This window comes from Anaeromonas frigoriresistens (genome assembly GCF_016820655.1).
Taxonomy (GTDB): Bacteria; Bacillota; Clostridia; order Tissierellales; family SIT17; genus Anaeromonas; species Anaeromonas frigoriresistens.
This window is the reverse complement of record NZ_WSFT01000021.1, coordinates 53,189-74,618: the sequence shown is the minus strand read 5'-3', so window position 1 is coordinate 74,618 and position 21,430 is coordinate 53,189. Positions and strand designations below refer to the sequence as shown.

Annotated in this window: 18 protein-coding genes and 1 other RNA gene; all 19 read left to right on the top strand. The window is 30.5% G+C overall.

Annotated features, from left to right (window positions below):
* Positions 1–13: 13 nt before the first annotated feature.
* The 19 genes from gap to GOQ27_RS04730 all read left to right on the top strand — a co-directional run bounded on the left by gap (position 14) and on the right by GOQ27_RS04730 (position 21,273).
* Positions 14–1,027, top strand: a complete 1,014-nt coding sequence (gene gap / locus GOQ27_RS04820; RefSeq protein ID WP_203365698.1) for a type I glyceraldehyde-3-phosphate dehydrogenase — start codon at positions 14–16, stop codon at positions 1,025–1,027.
* Between the two features lie 85 nt (positions 1,028–1,112).
* Entirely contained in the window at positions 1,113–2,306 is a 1,194-nt protein-coding gene (locus GOQ27_RS04815; RefSeq protein WP_203365697.1) for a phosphoglycerate kinase, read from the top strand.
* A 12-nt stretch (positions 2,307–2,318) separates the two neighbouring features.
* Positions 2,319–3,065: a triose-phosphate isomerase gene (gene tpiA, locus GOQ27_RS04810; RefSeq protein ID WP_203365696.1), complete on the top strand. Its 747-nt coding sequence runs from the start codon at positions 2,319–2,321 to the stop codon at positions 3,063–3,065.
* A 14-nt stretch (positions 3,066–3,079) separates the two neighbouring features.
* On the top strand, positions 3,080–4,612 hold the full coding sequence (gene gpmI / locus GOQ27_RS04805) for a 2,3-bisphosphoglycerate-independent phosphoglycerate mutase (RefSeq protein WP_203365695.1): 1,533 nt from the start codon (positions 3,080–3,082) through the stop codon (positions 4,610–4,612).
* Between the two features lie 136 nt (positions 4,613–4,748).
* On the top strand, positions 4,749–6,038 hold the full coding sequence (eno, locus tag GOQ27_RS04800) for a phosphopyruvate hydratase (RefSeq protein ID WP_203365694.1): 1,290 nt from the start codon (positions 4,749–4,751) through the stop codon (positions 6,036–6,038).
* Positions 6,039–6,215: 177 nt separating this feature from the next.
* Positions 6,216–6,455, top strand: coding sequence for a preprotein translocase subunit SecG (secG, locus tag GOQ27_RS04795; protein WP_203365693.1), 240 nt, complete (start codon positions 6,216–6,218; stop codon positions 6,453–6,455).
* A gap of 33 nt (positions 6,456–6,488) precedes the next feature.
* A complete protein-coding gene (locus GOQ27_RS04790; protein WP_203365692.1) occupies positions 6,489–8,498 on the top strand; it encodes a sodium-translocating pyrophosphatase in 2,010 nt (669 codons plus the stop codon).
* Between the two features lie 211 nt (positions 8,499–8,709).
* Complete coding sequence (locus GOQ27_RS04785; protein ID WP_203365691.1) at positions 8,710–10,350, top strand: Mur ligase family protein; 1,641 nt, start codon at positions 8,710–8,712, stop codon at positions 10,348–10,350.
* Positions 10,351–10,472: 122 nt separating this feature from the next.
* On the top strand, positions 10,473–12,596 hold the full coding sequence (gene rnr, locus GOQ27_RS04780; protein WP_203365690.1) for a ribonuclease R: 2,124 nt from the start codon (positions 10,473–10,475) through the stop codon (positions 12,594–12,596).
* A 30-nt stretch (positions 12,597–12,626) separates the two neighbouring features.
* The gene (locus GOQ27_RS04775; protein WP_203365689.1) at positions 12,627–13,319 is read left to right on the top strand and encodes a TrkA C-terminal domain-containing protein; all 693 of its coding nucleotides are present in this window, start codon (positions 12,627–12,629) and stop codon (positions 13,317–13,319) included.
* A gap of 58 nt (positions 13,320–13,377) precedes the next feature.
* Positions 13,378–14,460: a GIY-YIG nuclease family protein gene (locus tag GOQ27_RS04770; RefSeq protein WP_203365688.1), complete on the top strand. Its 1,083-nt coding sequence runs from the start codon at positions 13,378–13,380 to the stop codon at positions 14,458–14,460.
* A gap of 68 nt (positions 14,461–14,528) precedes the next feature.
* A complete protein-coding gene (gene smpB, locus GOQ27_RS04765; RefSeq protein WP_203365687.1) occupies positions 14,529–14,993 on the top strand; it encodes an SsrA-binding protein SmpB in 465 nt (154 codons plus the stop codon).
* A gap of 3 nt (positions 14,994–14,996) precedes the next feature.
* Positions 14,997–15,349: a transfer-messenger RNA gene (gene ssrA / locus GOQ27_RS04760) on the top strand.
* Positions 15,350–16,413: 1,064 nt separating this feature from the next.
* The gene (locus tag GOQ27_RS04755; protein WP_203365686.1) at positions 16,414–18,891 is read left to right on the top strand and encodes a heavy metal translocating P-type ATPase; all 2,478 of its coding nucleotides are present in this window, start codon (positions 16,414–16,416) and stop codon (positions 18,889–18,891) included.
* Positions 18,892–19,398: 507 nt separating this feature from the next.
* Positions 19,399–19,680: a hypothetical protein gene (locus GOQ27_RS04750; RefSeq protein ID WP_203365685.1), complete on the top strand. Its 282-nt coding sequence runs from the start codon at positions 19,399–19,401 to the stop codon at positions 19,678–19,680.
* Between the two features lie 24 nt (positions 19,681–19,704).
* Positions 19,705–20,532: a prolipoprotein diacylglyceryl transferase gene (lgt, locus tag GOQ27_RS04745; RefSeq protein WP_203365684.1), complete on the top strand. Its 828-nt coding sequence runs from the start codon at positions 19,705–19,707 to the stop codon at positions 20,530–20,532.
* 40 nt (positions 20,533–20,572) lie between these two features.
* Positions 20,573–20,749 carry a Spo0E family sporulation regulatory protein-aspartic acid phosphatase gene (locus GOQ27_RS17055; RefSeq protein WP_203365683.1) on the top strand — a complete coding sequence of 59 codons (177 nt, stop codon included), beginning with the start codon at positions 20,573–20,575 and terminating at the stop codon, positions 20,747–20,749.
* Between the two features lie 110 nt (positions 20,750–20,859).
* On the top strand, positions 20,860–21,012 hold the full coding sequence (locus GOQ27_RS04735) for a hypothetical protein (protein WP_203365682.1): 153 nt from the start codon (positions 20,860–20,862) through the stop codon (positions 21,010–21,012).
* Between the two features lie 51 nt (positions 21,013–21,063).
* Positions 21,064–21,273: a heavy-metal-associated domain-containing protein gene (locus GOQ27_RS04730; RefSeq protein ID WP_203365681.1), complete on the top strand. Its 210-nt coding sequence runs from the start codon at positions 21,064–21,066 to the stop codon at positions 21,271–21,273.
* Positions 21,274–21,430: the final 157 nt, after the last annotated feature.

The window sequence follows — 21,430 nt, the reverse complement described above, 5'->3', positions numbered from 1 at the left end:
GGAGGAATTGTTAATGAGTATGAAAGTAGCAATTAATGGTTTTGGAAGAATAGGTAGAAATGTATTAAGGGTTGCAATGGAAAACAATGTAAAGGATATTGATATTGTAGCAGTTAATAATCCTGGAAAGGTAGAAGATTTAGCTCATTTATTTAAATATGATTCATGCTTCGGTAAATTTGAAGGAGATGTATCAGTAGAAGGAGATAAACTAATAGTAAATGGAAATGAAATTAAAGTATTTGGTGAAAGAGATCCTGAAAAATTACCATGGGGTGATCTTGGAGTTGATTTAGTAATAGAGTCAACAGGAATATTCAGAGATAAAGAGGGAGCTTCTAAGCATATTACAGCAGGAGCTAAAAAAGTTCTTATATCAGCACCAGCAAAAGGTGAAGACGTAACAGTAGTTATGGGAGTAAATGAAGGAGACTATGATAAAGACAATCATCATATAGTTTCAAATGCTTCTTGTACAACAAACTGTTTAGCACCATTTGCTAAAGTAATACTAGATAATTTTGGAATTAAAAAAGGTCTTATGACTACAGTTCACTCTTATACTAATGATCAAAGAATATTAGATGGAACTCATAGTGATTTAAGAAGAGCAAGAGCAGCAGCGGAATCTATCATACCTACTACTACAGGCGCAGCTAAAGCTGTAGGTCTTGTAATCCCAGAACTTAAAGGTATAGTAAATGGAATGGCTATGAGAGTACCTACTCCTACTGTTTCAGTAGTTGATATTGTATTTGAAGTAGAAAAATCAACTACTGCAGAAGAAGTTAATAAGGCATTAAAAGAAGCTGCAGAAGGTGAATTGAAAGGTATATTAGGATATTCAGAAGAACCATTAGTATCTGTAGATTACAGAAAAGATCCTCATTCTTCAATTATAGATGCATTATCTACTATGACTGTAGGGGATAACATGGTAAAAATAGTATCATGGTATGACAATGAGTGGGGATACTCTGCAAGAGTTGTAGATTTAGCAGTATACATGGCAAATAAAGGACTTTAATAAAAAATATCAACCGGTTATATAGTTACTATATAACCGGTTTCACTAATAAGACTATTATTACTATCCTAAAGGAGTGAAGTAGATGCTAAATAAAAAGTCTATAAAAGATATAAATATAAAAGAGAAAAAGGTATTAGTTAGATGTGATTTTAATGTTCCAATGGATAAAGATCAAAATATTACTGATGACAGAAGGATAAGAAGCGCATTACCTACAATAGAGTACATATTAGAAAATGGTGGAAAAGTAATTTTGATGTCTCATCTAGGAAGACCAAAAGGAGAACCTAAAAAAGAATTTAGCTTAGAGCCTGTAGCTAAAAGACTAGCAAATCTATTAGGTAAAGAAGTTATATTTGCAGAAGATGATGATGTTGTTGGTGAGAGTGCTAAAAAAGCAGTTTCAGAAATGTCTGAAGGTGATATAGTACTACTTCAAAATACTAGGTTTAGAAAAGAAGAAAAGAAAAATGATAAAGAATTTGCTAAGGAATTAGCTTCTCTAGCAGATTTGTTTGTAAATGATGCATTTGGAACTGCTCATAGGGCCCATGCATCTAATGTAGGAGTTACTGAGTTCTTACCTTCAGCTATGGGATTTTTAGTAAAAAAAGAAATGGATATAATGGGTAAAGCTATGTCTAACCCTGAAAAACCATTCGTAGCAATACTAGGTGGGGCAAAGGTATCAGATAAAATTGGAGTAATAGAAAATCTTATAGAAAAAGTTGATAGTTTAATTATAGGTGGAGGTATGGCATATACATTCTATAAAGCAAAAGACTATAATATAGGAACTTCTTTACTAGAAGAAGATAAAGTAGTATTAGCAAAAGATCTAATGAAGAAAGCTGAAGAAAAAGGTGTTAGGTTATTATTACCTATAGACACTATTGTAGCAAAAGAGTTTAAAAATGATACAGAATATAAGACTGTAGATGAAGATAAAATTCCAGAAGATATGATGGGATTAGATATTGGAGAGAAAACTATAGAATTATTTTCTAAAGAAATATCAGATGCAAAAACAGTAATCTGGAATGGACCTATGGGAGTATTTGAAATGTCAAATTTTGCTAAAGGTACAAATGCAATAGCTATGGCATTAGCTGACTCAAGTGCTATTACTATAATTGGTGGCGGAGATAGTGCTGCAGCAGTAGAACAAACTGGATTAAATGATAAGATGACGCATATATCTACTGGGGGAGGAGCTTCTTTAGAGTTTTTTGAAGGTAAGGAACTCCCAGGTATATCAGCTATAGAAGATAAATAAGGAGGTCATAATATGAGAAGACCAATTATTGCAGGAAATTGGAAAATGAATAAAACATTATCACAAAGTGTTGATTTTATTAAGGAAATCAAACATTTGGGAGATAACACAGATGTAGAGGTTGTAGTATGTGTGCCTTTTATATCCTTAGATAGAGTTAAAAAAGAATTAGAAGGAACTAATGTAAAACTAGGATCTCAAAACATTCACTGGGAAGAGAGCGGGGCCTATACTGGAGAAGTATCTCCATTAATGCTTAAGGAAATTGGCATAGATTATGCTATTATAGGTCACTCTGAAAGAAGACAGTATTTTAATGAAACAGATGAAACTGTAAATAAGAAAGTAAAAACTTCTTTAAATCATGGTATCAATCCTATAATTTGTGTTGGTGAGACTTTAGAGGAAAGAGAAGAAAATAAAGCCCAAGATAAAGTGAAGACCCAAGTAATAAAAGCTTTAAAGGGAGTAGAAGAGAATCAAATGAAAGATATAGTATTAGCTTATGAACCAATATGGGCTATAGGAACTGGAAAAACTGCTTCCAGTGAAGATGCAAATGAAATGATATCTTTTATAAGAAATATTATAGAAGATATATATAATGAAGAAATTTCTGAAGAGATCAGAATACAATATGGTGGCAGCGTTAAGCCAGCAAATGTAACAGAAATTATGAATCAACCAGATATTGATGGAGCCTTGGTTGGAGGAGCAAGCCTTAAAAAGGATGATTTTACTGATCTAGTAAGATTCTAAAGAGGAGGTTGATTATGTCAAACAAATTAGCTGCAATCATTGTGTTAGATGGATGGGGTTTAGGAGAAGACTATAAAGGAAATGCTACTAAAATAGCTAATACTCCAAACTTCGATTTACTCATGGAGAAGTACCCTAATACTACTTTGACAGCCAGTGGCGAAGAAGTAGGTTTACCATCAGGGCAAATGGGTAACTCTGAAGTTGGACATCTAAATATTGGTGCAGGAAGAATTATATATCAAGAATTTACGAGAATTAATAAATCAATAAGAGACGGATCTTTTTATGAAAAAGAAGAGTTCAATCAAGCTATAGATAAAGCTAAAGCGAATAATAAAAAATTGCATTTATTAGGGCTATTTTCTCATGGAGGAGTTCATAGTCATAGTTCTCATGTATATGCGTTACTTGAGCTAGCAAAGAAAAAAGATTTTAATGAAGTGTATATTCACTGTTTCTTAGATGGAAGAGACGTACCACCTAAGAGTGCAATAAATGATATAGAAGAATTAGAAGAAAAAATAGCAGAAATAGGAGTAGGAAAGATAGCCACTATTTCAGGTAGATACTATGCAATGGACAGAGATAAGAGATGGGAAAGAACAGAGAAAGCTTATAACGCTATGTTATTAGGAGAAGGGTTAGAAGCTAGCTCTGGAAAAGAAGCAATAGAAAACTCATATAATGATAATGTAACAGATGAGTTTATAGTACCTACAGTTATTAAAAAAAATGGCAATCCTATTGCTACCATAGATGAAAATGATTCTATTATTTTTTATAATTTCCGTCCAGATAGGGCAAGACAAATCACTAGAGCAATAGTAGATGAAAGTTTTGAAGGTTTTAATAGAAGTAAAAAAGTTGATACTGAGTATGTAACTATGACTCAATATGATAAAACAATAAATAATGTAAAAGTTACATTTAAACCTCAATCCTATAAGAATACCTTAGGTGAGTATATAAGTAGTAAAGGAATGAGACAATTAAGGATAGCTGAAACAGAAAAGTATGCTCATGTAACATTTTTCTTCAATGGTGGAGTTGAAACACCTAACCCCGGAGAAGATAGAGTATTGATACCATCTCCTAAGGTGGCAACCTATGATCTTCAACCTGAAATGAGTATATATGAAGTTAAAGATGAGGTTATAGGAAGGTTAAAAAAAGAAGATTACAATCTTTTAGTTCTTAACTTTGCTAACCCAGATATGGTTGGTCATACAGGGGATATTGAAGCTACAGTAAAAGCATTAGAAGCTGTTGATGAATGCCTAGGTGAAGTTGTAGATGAGATTATAAGACAGGATGGTCGTATTCTTATTACAGCAGACCATGGTAATTCAGAAGAGATGAGAGATACTGATACTGGAGCTAAACTTACTGCCCATACAACTAATAAAGTACCATGTATAACTGTTGGTGCAGGAAACGTTAAGCTAAGAGAGGGGATATTAGCTGATATCTCCCCTACAATATTAGACATGATAGGGGAAGATATTCCCCAGGAAATGACAGGTAAGTCTATTATATTAAAATAAACAAAAGTAATCACATACTTGTTTGTTAGAAATGATCTTAGCTAAGATATATGCAATTAACTACTCTAAACTATAGAAGATAGGGTATTTGAGATGCAAGTTATTAGATAATTAAAATTTGAGGAGGAAAATTAATATGGATATGATAGTTGATATTTATGCAAGAGAGATTCTTGATTCAAGAGGTAACCCCACAGTAGAGGTAGAAGTAAAAACTGATAATGGAGCATTCGGTAGAGCTGCTGTACCCTCTGGAGCATCTACTGGGGCTTTTGAGGCAGTAGAATTAAGAGATGGAGAAAAAGATAGATATTTAGGTAAAGGTGTTAGTAATGCAGTAGATAATGTAAATGAAATTATCGCACCTGAACTTATAGGATTTGATATAACAGATCAAGTTGGTATAGATATGACAATGATAGAATTAGATGGTACTGATAACAAAGGGAAATTAGGTGCTAATGCGATACTAGGTGTATCTATGGCAGTTGCTAGAGCTGCAGCTGATTCTTTAGGATTAGAATTATATCAATATCTTGGTGGGGTAAATGGAAAAACTTTACCAGTGCCAATGATGAATATATTAAATGGTGGAGAGCATGCAGATAATAACGTTGATATTCAAGAGTTTATGGTAATGCCAGTAGGAGCTAAATCTTTTAAAGAAGGATTAAGAATGGGTGCAGAAATATTCCATAATCTAAAAAAAGTATTAAAAGAGAAAGGACTTAATACATCAGTAGGTGATGAAGGTGGATTTGCACCAAATTTATCATCTAACGAAGAAGCATTATCAACTATTGTTGAAGCTATTGAAAAAGCAGGGTATAAACCTTTTGAAGAAGTACGTTTAGCATTAGATGTAGCTGCTACAGAATTATATGATAAGGAAAACAAAGTATATAATTTACAGGCAGAAGGTAAAAAGCTAACTTCTGAAGAAATGATTGATTTCTATAGCAAATTAACAGAAAAATACCCAATAATCTCAATTGAAGATGGTCTTGATGAAGAAGATTGGGAAGGCTGGAAATTAATGACTGAGAAGTTAGGCAATAAAATTCAAATAGTAGGGGATGACTTATTCGTTACTAACACTGAAAGATTATCAAGAGGTATAAAAGAAGGAGCAGCAAATTCAATACTAATTAAACTAAATCAAATAGGTACTATCACAGAGACATTAGATGCTATAGAAATGGCAAAAAGAGCAGGATATACTGCAGTTATTTCTCATAGATCAGGAGAAACTTCTGATAATACAATAGCAGATTTAGTAGTAGCTACAAACTCAGGCCAAATCAAAACCGGAGCTCCTTCAAGATCAGATAGAGTATCTAAATACAATCAATTACTAAGACTAGAAGATTATTTATCAACAACTGCTAGATATGATGGAATAGAAGTATTTTATAATTTAAAATAGACTTTTCTAAGTTTAAAAAAATAAATTGCAGGATAAAATACTAAATAAATAAGAGGGAATAAATAATAAGGGCATTGATGCCCTTATTATTTACATTTACTTACTTAATATTTCATTGATTTTATGCTGCTCCTATGTTAAAATAGGTTTGTTAATCGTATAATAGGAGGTGGGAGTATGAATCCAGTAGCAATCATATTTACAGTATTATTAATAATATCAAGTTTAGTATTAATAGCTAGTATTTTATTGCAATCAGGAAAGAGCGCAGGATTATCAGGCAGTATTGCCGGTGGTGCAGAGAGCATTTGGGGGAAAAAACAAGGCAGAAGTTATGAAGCTATGTTAAGCAAGGTAACAACTATATCAGCTGTAACATTTATATTATCAGCATTAATTTTAGTGGCAGTACAATAGATAATAAAACTGAATACAAAGGAGGATATTAAATTGAATCTAATATACTTAGCACCAATAGTTGGTATATTGGCCTTAGTGTTTGCTCTATATAAATCAAATACAATAAATAGAGTAGAAGTGGGCAACGACAAAATGAAAGAAATCTCATCTTATATACAAGAAGGTGCGATGGCATTTCTTTCAAGAGAATATAAGTCATTAGCAATATTTGTAATAATTCTTTTCATAATTTTAGGAATAGGTATAAACTGGGAAACAGCGGGTTCCTTTATAGTAGGAGCAGTATTTTCTGCATTAGCAGGATTCTTTGGTATGAGAGTTGCTACTAAAGCAAATGTAAGAACAGCAAATGCAGCAAAGGAATCAGGAATGAATAAAGCCTTATCAGTAGCATTCTCTGGTGGAGCAGTTATGGGAATGTCTGTTGTAGGTTTAGGTTTATTAGGTATAGGTACATTATATTACTTATTTTCAAGAGATGCACAGACTTTAGAACAAGCTCAGCAAGCTGCTAGTTATATAACTGGTTTTGGTCTTGGAGCATCATCAATAGCTTTATTTGGACGTGTTGGTGGAGGTATTTATACTAAAGCTGCTGACGTAGGTGCAGACCTTGTTGGTAAAGTTGAAGCAGGAATACCTGAAGATGATCCAAGAAACCCTGCAGTTATAGCAGATAACGTAGGAGATAATGTTGGAGACGTAGCTGGTATGGGAGCAGACTTATTTGAGTCTTATGTAGGTTCAATAATATCAGCAATCACATTAGGTCTTGTAGCATATGCTGAAAATTTTGATATGGCAATGAATGCTGCAATATTCCCATTAATTTTAGCGGCTACTGGAATAATTGCATCTATAATAGGAACATTTTTTGTAAGATCAAGTGAAAATTCAGATCCACAAAAGTCTTTAGATACAGGTACATTAGTAAGTGGTATTTTAACAGTAATAGTAGCATTCTTCTTAAGTAGGATGTTATTAGATTCTTTAGAACCTTTCTATGCTATAGTTATAGGATTATTAGTAGGAATTATAGTAGCTAAAATTACAGAATATTATACATCTACAGAGTATGGTCCTGTAAAGAGAATAGCAGATGAGTCAGAAACTGGAGCTTCCACGAACATAATAAGTGGACTATCTGTTGGTATGCAATCTACAGCATTCCCAATTTTAGTTATAGCTAGTGGTATATTATTAGCTTATAACGTAGCAGGTTTATATGGTATAGCCCTGGCTGCTGTAGGTATGTTATCTACTGCTGGTATGACGGTAGCGGTAGATGCTTATGGTCCTATCGCTGATAATGCTGGTGGTATAGCAGAAATGTGTGAACTACCTAGTGGAGTTAGAGAAATAACTGATAAATTAGATGCTGTAGGAAATACAACAGCAGCGATTGGTAAAGGATTTGCTATTGGTTCTGCTGCATTAACATCATTAGCACTATTTGCATCTTATACAAAAGCAGTTAATTTAGATTCTATAGATCTTACTGAACCTACAGTAATAGTAGGACTTCTTATAGGTGGTATGTTACCATTCCTATTCTCAGCTATTACAATGAAGGCTGTTGGTAAAGCAGCATTCAGTATGATAGAAGAAGTTAGAAGACAGTTTAAGACAATACCTGGTCTTATGGAAGGTAAAGCTAAGCCAGAGTATAGAAAATGTGTTGATATAAGTACAGCAGCAGCACTTAAAGAAATGATTATTCCTGGTGTTTTAGCAGTTTTAGCACCAATTGCTACTGGTTTAATTCTTGGTGTAGAAGCATTAGGAGGACTATTAGCGGGTGCTTTAGTTACTGGAGTTCTTATGGCTATATTTATGGCTAATTCCGGCGGAGCATGGGATAATGCTAAGAAATTTATAGAAGAAGGAAATCACGGCGGAAAAGGTAGTGAAGCTCATAAAGCAGCAGTTGTTGGAGATACAGTAGGAGATCCATTTAAGGACACTTCTGGACCTTCAATAAATATTCTTATAAAACTTATGACTATCGTTGCATTAGTATTTGCTCCGTTATTCATATAAATATTTTAATATAATAAGGGCGGACAATTTTAGTCCGCCCTTATTATTTATTAATATAGAATTTATGTTTTATGAATTAATTAATAATAAATTAAATATATTATTATAAGAGGATAAACAATTAAAATGTGGACAGGGTATTTTATCTAATAATATGAATATTAATTAAAACCTATATCCTTTGAGTCGTTTAATATAAGGAGAGTATATTATGAATATTAGTAATTATACTAGTTTGTTTGTGATCAGTACCATTCTAATAGTTATTTACTCATTATTTAGGAGAAATAAGTTTTTCCTAAATGTATTTAGAGTGGAGAGATATGAAAGTAAAGACTATTTACAATGGCTTAAAAATAATAGATTAGTATCTTATCCAAAAGAAATGGTTATTCCCTTAATTATTTATATTATAATAACATGTATATTTATAATATCATCTATTTATATAAAAGAGATCATAGCATCTTATATAATTATAGTTATTTGGGTAATATTAATGTTAGTCTCTATAAAATACCAAAGAAAAATAGGTCAAAATATATTATTATTTTCAAAGAGATTAAAGAGGTTAATAATATTTTCTTTAATTGTAAGTACAATAGAAATATTGATAATAGTTTTATTATATATGCTTGTTTTTGGAGAAAATATATTCTATTATCCAATTATATTATTAGGAATGACAATTATATATTTAGAGGTACCTTATAATATCCTGCTAGCTAATTTTTTAGTGAAGCCTGTAGAAACAAGTTTATATAAAAAGGATTATGAGTTAGCCTATGATAAGCTATCTAATATTGAGGAATTAAAAACAATAGGGATAACAGGAAGCTTTGGTAAAACCACAACAAAGATGATAACTTCTAAAATCTTGGAAAATAAGTTTAGTATATTGAAATCAGAAGAATATAATAATTCAATAAAAGATATTATTAGAATCATCAATGATAAATTAAATAGAAGTCATAAGGTTTTTATAATTGATATGGCTGCTAAAAATATAGGAGATATTGAAGAAATTGCTAAGCTTACTAAACCACAGATAGGAATATTAACAGGGATCGAACAACCAAATTTAGAAGCAATGAATAACATGGAAAATATAATGAAAGTTAAATATGAACTTATAGAAGAATTACCTACTGATGGGATTGCTATTTTTAACTATGATAATAAATATATTAAAAAGTTAGCAGATAAAACCTATAAAGAAAAAATTTTATATGGAATAGAAAACCCTGAGGAATTAGATTTCTATGCTACTGATATCAAAGTCTATAGTTATGGAACGAGCTTTATATTACAGGATAAAGAAGGAGAAAGTATTGAATGTAGAACGAAGCTATTGGGAAGAGATAATATTTTAAATATATTAGCAGCAACTGCTACAGCAAAAGTATTAGGATTATCTTTAGATGAAATATCTAAGTCAATAGAAAGTATACAGCCTTTTCCTAAAAGATTAGAATTATGTAATATAGAAAGTGACATAATAGAGATTGATGATAGATTTATTACTGGAGCTAAAGAAACTAATAAATCAATAGAAATAGTTAATGGGTTTGATGGAAGAAAAATTATTGTTACTCCTGGTCTTTTTGAAATAGATAGAAATAGAAAACAAGATGATATAATTTTAGGTAACAGTATAGCTAAGATATTTGATTATGTTATATTAGTAGGTAGGAAGCAAACAAAAGATCTATATGAAGGATTACTAGAGGAAGCATTTTCTAAGGAACATATAATAGTTGTTAATTCTATGGAAGAAGCTAAAAAGAAATTATCTAAATTAATGAAGTCTGGAGATGTAGTACTCTGGGAAAATGAGTTTCCTAGCATCTAAAGATATTAGAGGCACTTAAGTGTCTCTTTTCATTTATAATAATAAAGTGTTAGTTTAATGAATAAATAAAATGTGTCATAAAGGGTAAGTATATTAATAAATTAAGCTTTTGGAGGTATGATATGAATACAAAGGAAAAGTTAGTAGAATTTATGAAGGAAAAAGCATATAAACCAATGAACAAAAAGGAATTAGCAGATATTTTTGATGTTGAAAAAGGACAATTAAAGGATTTTTTTGAGCTTTTAGAAGAGATGGAAAAGGAAGGGTATATAGTACAAACTCGTGAAGAAAATTATGGTGTGCCAGAAAAAATGAATTTGGTATTTGGTAGATTACAAGGAAATGCAAAAGGATTTGGTTTTTTAATACCAGATAATCAAGAAATCAAAGATGTATTTATATCTCCTAATGATATGAATGGTGCACTACATAATGATAAAGTTTTAGTAAGATTGAACAGAAAAGGAGCAGAAAATAAGAAACCAGAAGGAGAAGTAATAAGAGTAATCGAAAGAGGTAATACCAAAGTTGTAGGTACATTTGAAAAAAGTAGAAATTTTGGTTTTGTAGTTCCAGATGATGAGAAGATAAGTATGGATATTTTTATTCCAAAGTCTCAAGTTAACGGAGCCAAACATGATGATAAGGTTGTAGTAGAGATTACTAAATGGCCTGAAAAACGCAGAAGTCCTGAAGGCTTTGTTGTTGAAGTATTAGGAAGTGTTCATGACGTAGGCACAGATATTTTATCTATAGTAAGAAAGCATAATTTAAGTGAAACATTCCCAGAAGAAGTAATGGAAGAAGCAGAAGCTATACCAGAAGAAATACCTGAAAATGAGATAGAAAGACGACTAGATTTAAGGGATAAAACTATATTTACTATAGATGGAGCAGATGCTAAAGACTTAGATGATGGGGTATCTGTAGAGAAATTAGAAAATGGAGATTATAAATTAGGCGTTCATATTGCAGATGTAACACACTATGTTAAGCAGAACTCAGAATTGGATAAAGAGGCCTTGCGAAGAGGGACTAGTGTATATTTAGTTGATAGAGTTATACCTATGTTACCTAAGAAGTTATCCAATGGAATGTGTAGTTTAAATCCTCATGTACCGAGATTAACTTTAAGTGTATTTATGACAATTGATAAAAATGGTGAAGTAAAGGAAAACAAGATATATGAGACAGTAATAGAGAGTAAAGCTCGTATGACATATAAAGATGTGTCAGATATTTTAGAAAATGAAGATAAAGAACTTATGGAAGAATATAGCCACCTTATGGATGACTTTAGAATTATGGCTGAATTGAGCAAAGTTCTTAGACAAAGACGAGAAAAAAGAGGAAGTATTGATTTTGACTTTGATGAAGCAAAAATAATCTTAGACGAAGACGGTAAACCAATTGATATTAAAAAATATGATAGAAGAACTTCAAATAGATTAATAGAGGAATTTATGCTCGTATGTAACGAAACTGTGGCAGAATATATGCATTCTACAGAAACACCATTCCTATATAGAATTCATGAAGATCCAGATGAAGAAAGAATGGGTGAATTTAAGAAGTTTATTTATAACTTTGGTTATAGTCTTAAAGGGGATGAAGAAGTACATCCAAAGGAACTTCAAAAATTATTGGAAAAGATAAAAGGAACGAAAGAAGAAACAGTAATTAATACAATCATGTTAAGGTCATTAAAAAAAGCAGAATATAGTCCAAATAGAAAGGGTCATTTTGGATTAGCAGCAAAATATTATACTCATTTTACTTCTCCAATCAGGAGATATCCTGATTTGATGATTCATAGAATAATAAAGTGGTTTATTAACAATGAAATCGATAATAAAAAGAAATCTAAACTAGAAAAGAGATTACCTAAAATAGCAGAACAGACATCAGCAACTGAAAGAATAGCAGATCAAGCAGAGAGAGAAACTAATGAACTTAAGATGGTAGAGTATATGAGTGAAAGACTTGGTGAAGTTTATGAAGGAGTAATTTCAGGAGTAACTTCATTTGGTATATTTGTAGAGCTAGACAATACAATAGAAGGTCTAGTTCATGTAAGCTCTTTAACTGATGGATATTATATATATGATGAGTTAAATTATAGCTTAGTAGAAGAAAGAACTAAGAAGACCTATAGAATAGGTGATTCAGTGAAAATTAAAGTAGCAAATACAAATATAGCAAAAAAAGAAATAGATTTTTTATTAGTTAAAGATGAAGAGTAATTAGTATTACAATAAGGGGGAAATCAACATATGGGTGGCATAATAGGTGGAGTATTAATATTAGCCATACTGATTTCTGTAGTAGAAATATTATCTGTTGCATTAAAGATGACTGGACTAGATATAGAAAAAGCTAGATTTCAAGTGATTTCCATAATTACAAGTACAGGATTTACTACTAGAGAATCTGAGCTAATAGCTCAACATAAAGGTAGAAGGCAAATAGCTCAGATTCTAATGCTTGTTAGTTATGTAGGAGAAGCTGCAGTAATAGGGTTAGTATTATATATTTTACAAAATGATAATAGTATTACTCTAGTAGCAATAGCGATATTGCTACTAGTTACAGCTATCCTAATATTTATACGTAAGAAATGGATAGGAAGAAGATTAGAAGTTTTTATAGAAAAACAATTAGGAAAAAGAATGAAAAGAAATAAAAAATATAAAACCGTCGATGAAGTCTTGAAACTTAACGATGAATATGGAGTAGTTGAATTTGTTATAGAAGAAGACACTAAACTATTGAATAAAAATCTTAAAAACTCTGGATTATCAGAACGGCATATTCAGGTGTTAAATGTGGATAGAGCATCTTATATAATTCATTTCCCAACTATTGATTTTATATTTAGAGCTGGTGATAAAGTAATTGTATATGGAAATTTAGATAATATAAATAGGTTAATATTAAATCAATATAAATCAGAGCAAAATATTTAATTGATATTTATATTTTATATAAACATAATAATAGTATTTATTTTGAAGGATGCTGAATATGGACAATCTTAACAAAAAGATAAACAACCTACCAGAATTACCAGGGGTATATTTTTTTAAAGATAAATTTGACAATATAATTTATATAGGAAAATCAAAAGTATTAAAGAAAAGAGTCAAACAGTATTTTTATAAATCTAAAAATCATTCACCTAAGATTGAAAAGCTAATATTCAATATCTATGATTTAGAATATAGAGTAACAGATACTGAGTTAGAAGCCTTAGTCTTAGAGAGTAGAATGATAAAAAAATATAAACCTAAATATAATAGTCTTCTTAAAAATTTTAAAGGCTATCCATATATAAAAATAACTAACCAAGAATATCCTATAGTACAAATGGTATATAAAATTTCTGATGATGGTGGAATGTATTTTGGACCATATAGTAAAAAGAGGTTAGTCTATAGTGTGATAAAGGATATTGAAGACCTTTTTTCTATAAGAAAATGTGGTATAAGAATAAAAAGAGAACCCTGTCTATATTACCATATGGGGAAATGTGTTGCCCCCTGTATGGGATATGATTATATAAAAAAAGAATATGATAGTATCATTGATGAGATTACTAAAATTCTTCAAGGTAAAGATACAAAAATATTAGAAGAATTGAAGCATAAAATGAAAAATGAAGCAAAAATTTTTAATTTTGAAAAAGCAGAAAAGTATAAGAATAAAATAAAAACCTTTAAAACTCTTATTTACAAACAGAAAATAATTTCAAAAGCATTATCGGAAGAAGAGATAATAATAATAGAAAAGACTATTCATAAACATAGAAAAGTATATTATATAAGAGGGGGTAGGATACTAGATAAGCTACTGATTAATAAAGAAAATAGAAACATTGATAAAAATATGATCAGGTCATTTATTAATCCCTTATATACAAAAGAAAAGAAAAATATATCTATACTTCCTCAAGAAGAGATAGATGAAGCACAGATTATACAAAGCTGGGTTATCAGGAATAATGTAGATTATATTGAAATCACTGATAAATCAACTATTGATATGTTAGTAGATAAACTTTATGATAAGCTTATTATCCTTATTGAAGGGGATAGAGATAGTGTTTAACATTGACAAATTCAAAGGAATTTGTTATCATATAACTTGAACGTTAAAAAAGTTCTGAAGGTGATAATATGTCAAAAGAAAATTTCAAGATTATAGCTAAGAACAGAAAAGCAACACATGAGTACTTTATAGAAGAAGTATTTGAAGCAGGAGTTGTTTTATCTGGTACTGAAGTTAAATCAATAAGACAAGGGAAAGTTAATATAAAAGAAAGCTTTGCATCTATTGATAAAGGAGAAGCATATATTAATGGTATGCATATAAGCCCTTATGAGCAAGGTAATATTTATAATAAGGACCCTTTAAGAAAAAGAAAGCTTCTTTTGCATAAGAGAGAAATAAGAAAGCTTATTGGATATACTTCTCAGCAAGGATATTCTCTTGTACCTTTAAAAGTATATTTAAAAAATGGTTTGGTAAAGATAGAGATATCAATAGCCAAAGGTAAAAAGCTATATGATAAGAGACACGATATAGCAAAGAGAGATGCTCAGCGAAGGATACAAAAGCATATGAGTCCTAAGAACTACTAATATGGGGGCGACATGGCTTCGACGGGGGCATGGAGTATGGAGTAGCCGAAGGTTGTCGCCAAACAACCTAAAAAGTGGCAAACTTAAATTAAACGCAAACGATAATTACGCATTAGCTGCCTAATATAGGCAACTCGCTTCCTCTAATAGTCCCGCCTATTAGAGAGTAAGCGCCATTAAATTGCGGGGCACTGCTTAAGGGGTTTCTTCGACCTTAAGTAGAACAATTGAAGATAGTTCATTATAGAGCTGGTTGTTGGGCGCTATAATGAATGAATATAAATCAGCAACTGTTTCGGGAGAAGCTCCATATGAATTGCCTTCGGACGTGGGTTCGATTCCCACCGCCTCCACCATAATGAATAAAAGCCATGATTCTATATGTGAACTGAAGCATAAAATGACCATTTGGTCATTTTATGCTTCTTTTTTTATTTTGGTAAACTTATGATTCGCTAATAATTATTATAAAGAACATTAAATCACGGTTTAATATTTTATAATCAAGAAAATATACAGCAAAGTTCCATTTAAGGAAATAGAGTAAAGATTTATTGCAAATATAAGTAAGAATATATATGAATTAAACTAGAAAATTACCAATTACTCATCTTATAATCAAACTAAGTTTTCACCAATGGTTATAGTATCAAGACCTATATCAATTTTAGAATTTTTTATTATTAATTCCTTTAGACAATTTTTCTGTCAGAACTTTAATCTGGTATCAATATCTACTTTGAAATTAATTAACATATATATTGTGATGGAAATGACTCAGTATATGTATGATTTAAAACACTTATTAATATTAGATCTAAATTTTAAAAAGTAATGGTAGGAATTAAAAAATGAGAAATTTGCTAGTTTAAACTTATATGCTAAATTAAATATTCTTCTATTAATTATAGATTTTCAGTGGCATAAGAATTGCATATTATATAAATATAGCTCAAATAATGATCTAGGGAAGTGTTAAGGATTCTAACAAGATACTCAGTGTAATTACTTAGGATTTTATATAAATAAAAAATACTTAATTTAAATTCATAATAAGGAGGAATATACATGGGTGATTTTATAGTTACTTTGGTAATTGTATCAGTAATTTTTTTCTAATGAGAAGAGCTGGGGGTTGTTGTGGAGGACATGGACAGAGTAGTCATGGAAACGATAATAAAGGGAGCTGTTGTAACGGTCATGATAGTGGAACTAAAGACAATACAACTAAGTAGCCCCTTATTGAATAAGCATTGCTTAGATAGATGAAAATATTAATATTGAATATTGTAGTGATTGAGTGTTGACAAATATAAATATAAATGTTATTTTATGATTATACCCCATCCCATATAGGGTGGGGTATAGATATCTTATTACTTACCGAAAAAACAGAAATTATAATTATAGGAGGGATAATATGACAGAAGAAACAAAAACTCAAAATATGAGATTTGCTCTTGAAGGAATGTCCTGTACTAGCTGTGCTTCTAATATAGAAAAAAAACTAAATGAAACTAATGGCATAATAAAAGCAAGTATAAACTATGCTACTGAAAAGGGGCAAGTAGAATTTAACAAAAAAGTTTTAAATAAAGACAAGGTAATTAAAATAATAAAAGACCTAGGTTATGAAGTAGTTTCTGAAGCTGATGAAAAGAATGAAAAAATAACAGCAAAATTAAAGGGAATGACATGTACAGCTTGTGCAGGTAATATTGAAAAGAACTTAAATGGAATGGAAGGTATTAAGTCAGCAAATGTAAACTTTGCAGTAGAAAAAGTAACTATAGAATATGATCCTAATCAAGTTAGGTTACTAGATATGAAGAAAAAGGTCGATGGATTAGGATATGAGTTAGTTTTAGAGGATAGTGAAGATAATAATGGTATAGATGAAGATGAAAAGAAAATTAAAAAATCAGAAAAGACAATGAAGATATCTATTGCTTTATCAAGTATTATCATGGGACTTATGATAATTCACATGTTTGTTATACCTATTCCAGGATATTTACCGATAATTTCTTTATTAGGATTTCCGATAGTATTTTGGACTGGCTGGCATGTTCATGTTGGAAGCTGGAAAGCTCTTAAAAATAAAAGTCCAAATATGGATGTTTTAGTAACACTAGGTTCGCTACCCCCTTATATTATTGGTTTGATGGGATTCTTTATTCCAGTTCAATCTTTCATTGAAATGGCAACAACTATTATGAGTTTTCACTTGGTTGGAAAATATCTGGAAGTTAGGGCGAAAGGTAGGGCTTCTCAAGCAATTAAAAAATTACTTCAAATGGGTGCTAAGACTGCAAAAATTATTGTTGATGGAGAAGAAATGGAAGTTCCTGTGAAAGATTTACAGACAGGAGATATCATGGTAATACGTCCAGGAGAAAAAGTACCTACTGATGGCGTTGTAGTTGATGGTAATGGGTTATTAGATGAATCAATGGCTACAGGGGAATCAATGCCTGTAAAACGTAAAAAAGGTGATGAAGTAATTGGCGCAACAATTAATAAACAGGGGCTACTAAAGGTTAAGGTAACAAAGGTAGGTAAAGATACATTCCTATCTCAAGTAATAAAAATGATGGAAGAATGTCAAGGATCTAAAGTGCCGATTCAAGAATTTGCTGACCGTATCACAGGATATTTTGTTCCAGCAATAATTATTATAACAATTGGGACATTTATTTCCTTTAATATTTTTCCTGAGTTTCATTTAAGAATTATTGAGTGGGGAGCAACCTTCTTGCCATGGGTAAATCCTGAGCTTTCACCTTTAACATTAGCTTTTATTACATCTACTGCTGTTTTAGTTATCTCTTGTCCATGTGCATTAGGACTTGGAACACCAACAGCTTTAATGGTAGGTAGTGGTATGGGAGCAGAGAAGGGAATTTTGATTAGAAATGGTGAAGCAATACAAACATTTAAAGAAGTAAAAACTATTGCATTTGATAAAACTGGTACTATTACGAAGGGTAAACCAGAAGTAACTGACTTAGTTATGGTAGATGGGATTGAAGAAAAAGATTTTCTCTATTATGCAGGGACAATAGAAAAGGGTTCAGAGCATCCTCTAGCTCATGCAATTGTAGAAAAGACAAAAAATGATAAGATCAAATTGGGAGAAGTAATTGATTTTAATGCAGTTGTAGGTAAAGGGGTAGTAGGAACTATAGATGGAGAAAGTGTTCTCGTAGGTAATAGGAAACTAATGAAAGAGAATAAGGTATCCTATGAGAGGTATGAAAATCAATTAATTAGACTAGAAGATGAAGCTAAAACTGCTATGTTACTAGCAAAAGGCAATCAACTATTAGGAATTGTAGCTGTAGCAGACCCAATAAAGGAAGACTCAGCACAAGCTATAGCGATGTTAGAAAGTATGGGTATTAATACCGCTATGATTACAGGAGATAATAAAAGAACTGCTGCTGCAATAGGAAAGAAAGTTGGAATTACTCATGTGATTTCTGAGGTTTTACCTGATGGAAAGGTAGAAGAGGTTGAAAGATTACAAAAACAATATGGTACAGTAGCAATGGTAGGAGACGGTATTAATGATGCACCAGCACTTAAACAATCCAATGTAGGTATTGCTATAGGAACAGGAACAGATATAGCTATCGAAGCTGCGGATGTTACATTAGTAAGAGGAGAACTAAGTGGAATTATATCAGCAATCAAATTATCTAGAGCTATATTTAGAAAAATTAGAGAAAATTACTTCTGGGCATGGATATACAATGCAGTATTTATTCCAGTTGCTGTGATGGGATTATTACATCCAATGATAGGTGCTGCTGCTATGGCTGTAAGCTCTTTAAATGTAGTATATAATTCATTAAGGCTAAAGAAGAAAGATATTGAACCAAGCTTCAGTAGATGATATAAGTCAGAAAAGCTTAAATATAAAAAACAATAGGAGAGTTTGGTGTAAATTTTATAGAAATATTTGATGTAGGTATTGCGTAGCCTCATTAATTAAATTTGGTAAGGTTACATATAGGAAGATGGTTCAAAATCTTATATGGGCCACAGGTTATAATATATTTGCAATACCTTAACAGCAGGAGTACTTTATGGAATAGGAATAGTGATATTACTGGCAGTTGGTGCAATACTAATGTCTTTAAGTACGGTGATAGTAGCAATTCATACTAAACTTTTAAAAGTAGATTAGTATGAAAGTCCCTTAGTCCTAAGACTAAGGGACTTTATATTGTAAAAAACTTTTTAATAAAGCTAAATAAACAGATTTATTAAAAAATCATTTTATTATTTGGCATAATTATTGCTTTTATATATGTAATATATAGATTAATGTAAAAATAGTATCCTAGGTAAAGTCAATACTCTAAGTAATCATTCTAAAGTATTTACAGAGGGAGTTTAAATGATAGTGATAGGAATAATTTTTTATTTATTAGCTTTAGTTTGCTTAATCTCTTTAATTATAAAAAGAGGTGTGTGCTGTAGTGGACACAGAAGACATCATAGGCATAATGATACTTATGAGTATGAAGAAAAAGATAAGAATAAAGAAAATTTAATTATAGCAGATACAGTAAAACAAAATGCAATAAATATTCAGGAAATATTATATATTGTGTTATATGCCACAATTACTGTTGCAAAAAATACAGTTGTGATAACTGAGTATATTTTATTTAAATAATTGACAATAAAAAGGAGGATAAAGATGGTAGAAATATTTAAAGTAGGACATTTTACAATATATTTATTTGGAATAACCATAGCTTTAGGAATGATAGTGGGATCATTGGTGATGTTAAAGGAAGGAAAAAGAAAAGGAATAAGTACTGATAAACTTATGGATTTATTGATATACACATTAGTAATTTCTGTAATAGGAGCTAGGCTTTTTTACATCCTAGTTTTTAACCTAGAATATTATTTAAATAATCCTAAAGCAATATTTGCTATAAGAGAAGGTGGCTTATCCATACAAGGAGGACTAATATTTGGTATCATGTTTGCTCTATGGTATACCAAAAAGAATAACTTGAACTTCTGGAAAATAGCTGATACCTTTGCACCAGGAATAATAATTGGACAGGCAATTGGAAGGATAGGTTGTGATGTATTTGGAATTCCAATGTCAGAACAGTATTTTTGGGGTATAAAAATCAATAATCAATTACTTCATCCTACTCAGATTTATGAGGCAATACTTGATCTATTGCTATTTATGTATCTATGGAGAATAAGAAATAAGATTAAATATAATGGAGAAATATTTATAAAGTATATAATAGGATTTTCTATAATTAGAGGTATAGTAGAATTCTTTAGATTTAATCCAATTGTATTTGGTCCTTTCACAGTTGCCCATGTAACTAGTTTAGTTATAATAATCATTGCTCTATTAGTAAATAAATATATAAAGAAGGATAAAATTCAAGAGGGTAAACAAAATAATAGAGGCTCTAACTCTTCATTATTAGAGTATATAATTATTGGACTAATTGGAGTAGTAGGAGTATGGTTCTACTACTATATACATTAATATATATAACGTATTAAACAATAGTAAAGGGGGAAACAAAGTGGGGATTTCAAATAAAATTATAGAAATTAATGAACAAATTCAAAAGCAAAGACAAGTACTTGAATACAGTTTAAGTGAGAATCTTACCGATGCTAATGTAATAAAAGTAAGTGATCAAATGGATCAGCTTATTGTTTCATACTACATGCTAAAGAAGAGTGAACTTATTGGATAATATAATGAATAATTAGAAAATGTCTAAGGAATAGAACAATGTATTTATTATTTTTTATCAATCTCTATTATAATTATTTTTAGCTAATCTATAAATAAATTTACTTTTATGTGTTTATAGCAATAAATGATAATTTAGTGGGAATTATAGCTGTTACAGATGTAGATATGGCAATAGGATCAGATACAGATGTTGCAATGTTGGTTAGCTCAGTATCAGTATTAACTAATACATTGAAATTAAAGGATTTTAAACCTAAATAGGTTTATATGCAATCAAAATAAATGATGTATTAAATAAAGGGAGGAATATAAATGAAAAGAATAATTAATATCGAAGGTATGACTTGTGGACATTGTGCAGGTAGAGTAAAGAAAGAATTAGAAGCTTTAGACGAAGTAAAGTCTGCTGAGGTTAGTTCAGAGAATAAAAGAGCTATAATAGAATTAGATAAAGATATAGCAGTTGATAAATTAGAAATGGCTGTTGAAGTAGCTGGTTATACACCAATATCAGTACAATAATTAAATAGACAATATCTCAAATACCTTAAAAGTCAATTATAAGCTTTTAGGGTATTTTATTTTACAGAATTTAAAAAGGTTTAGTATATTAAATAATTTACTTAAGAGTATGATAATAATAGTATTATTATAAGTAGAATTAAGTATTTAGTTGTTT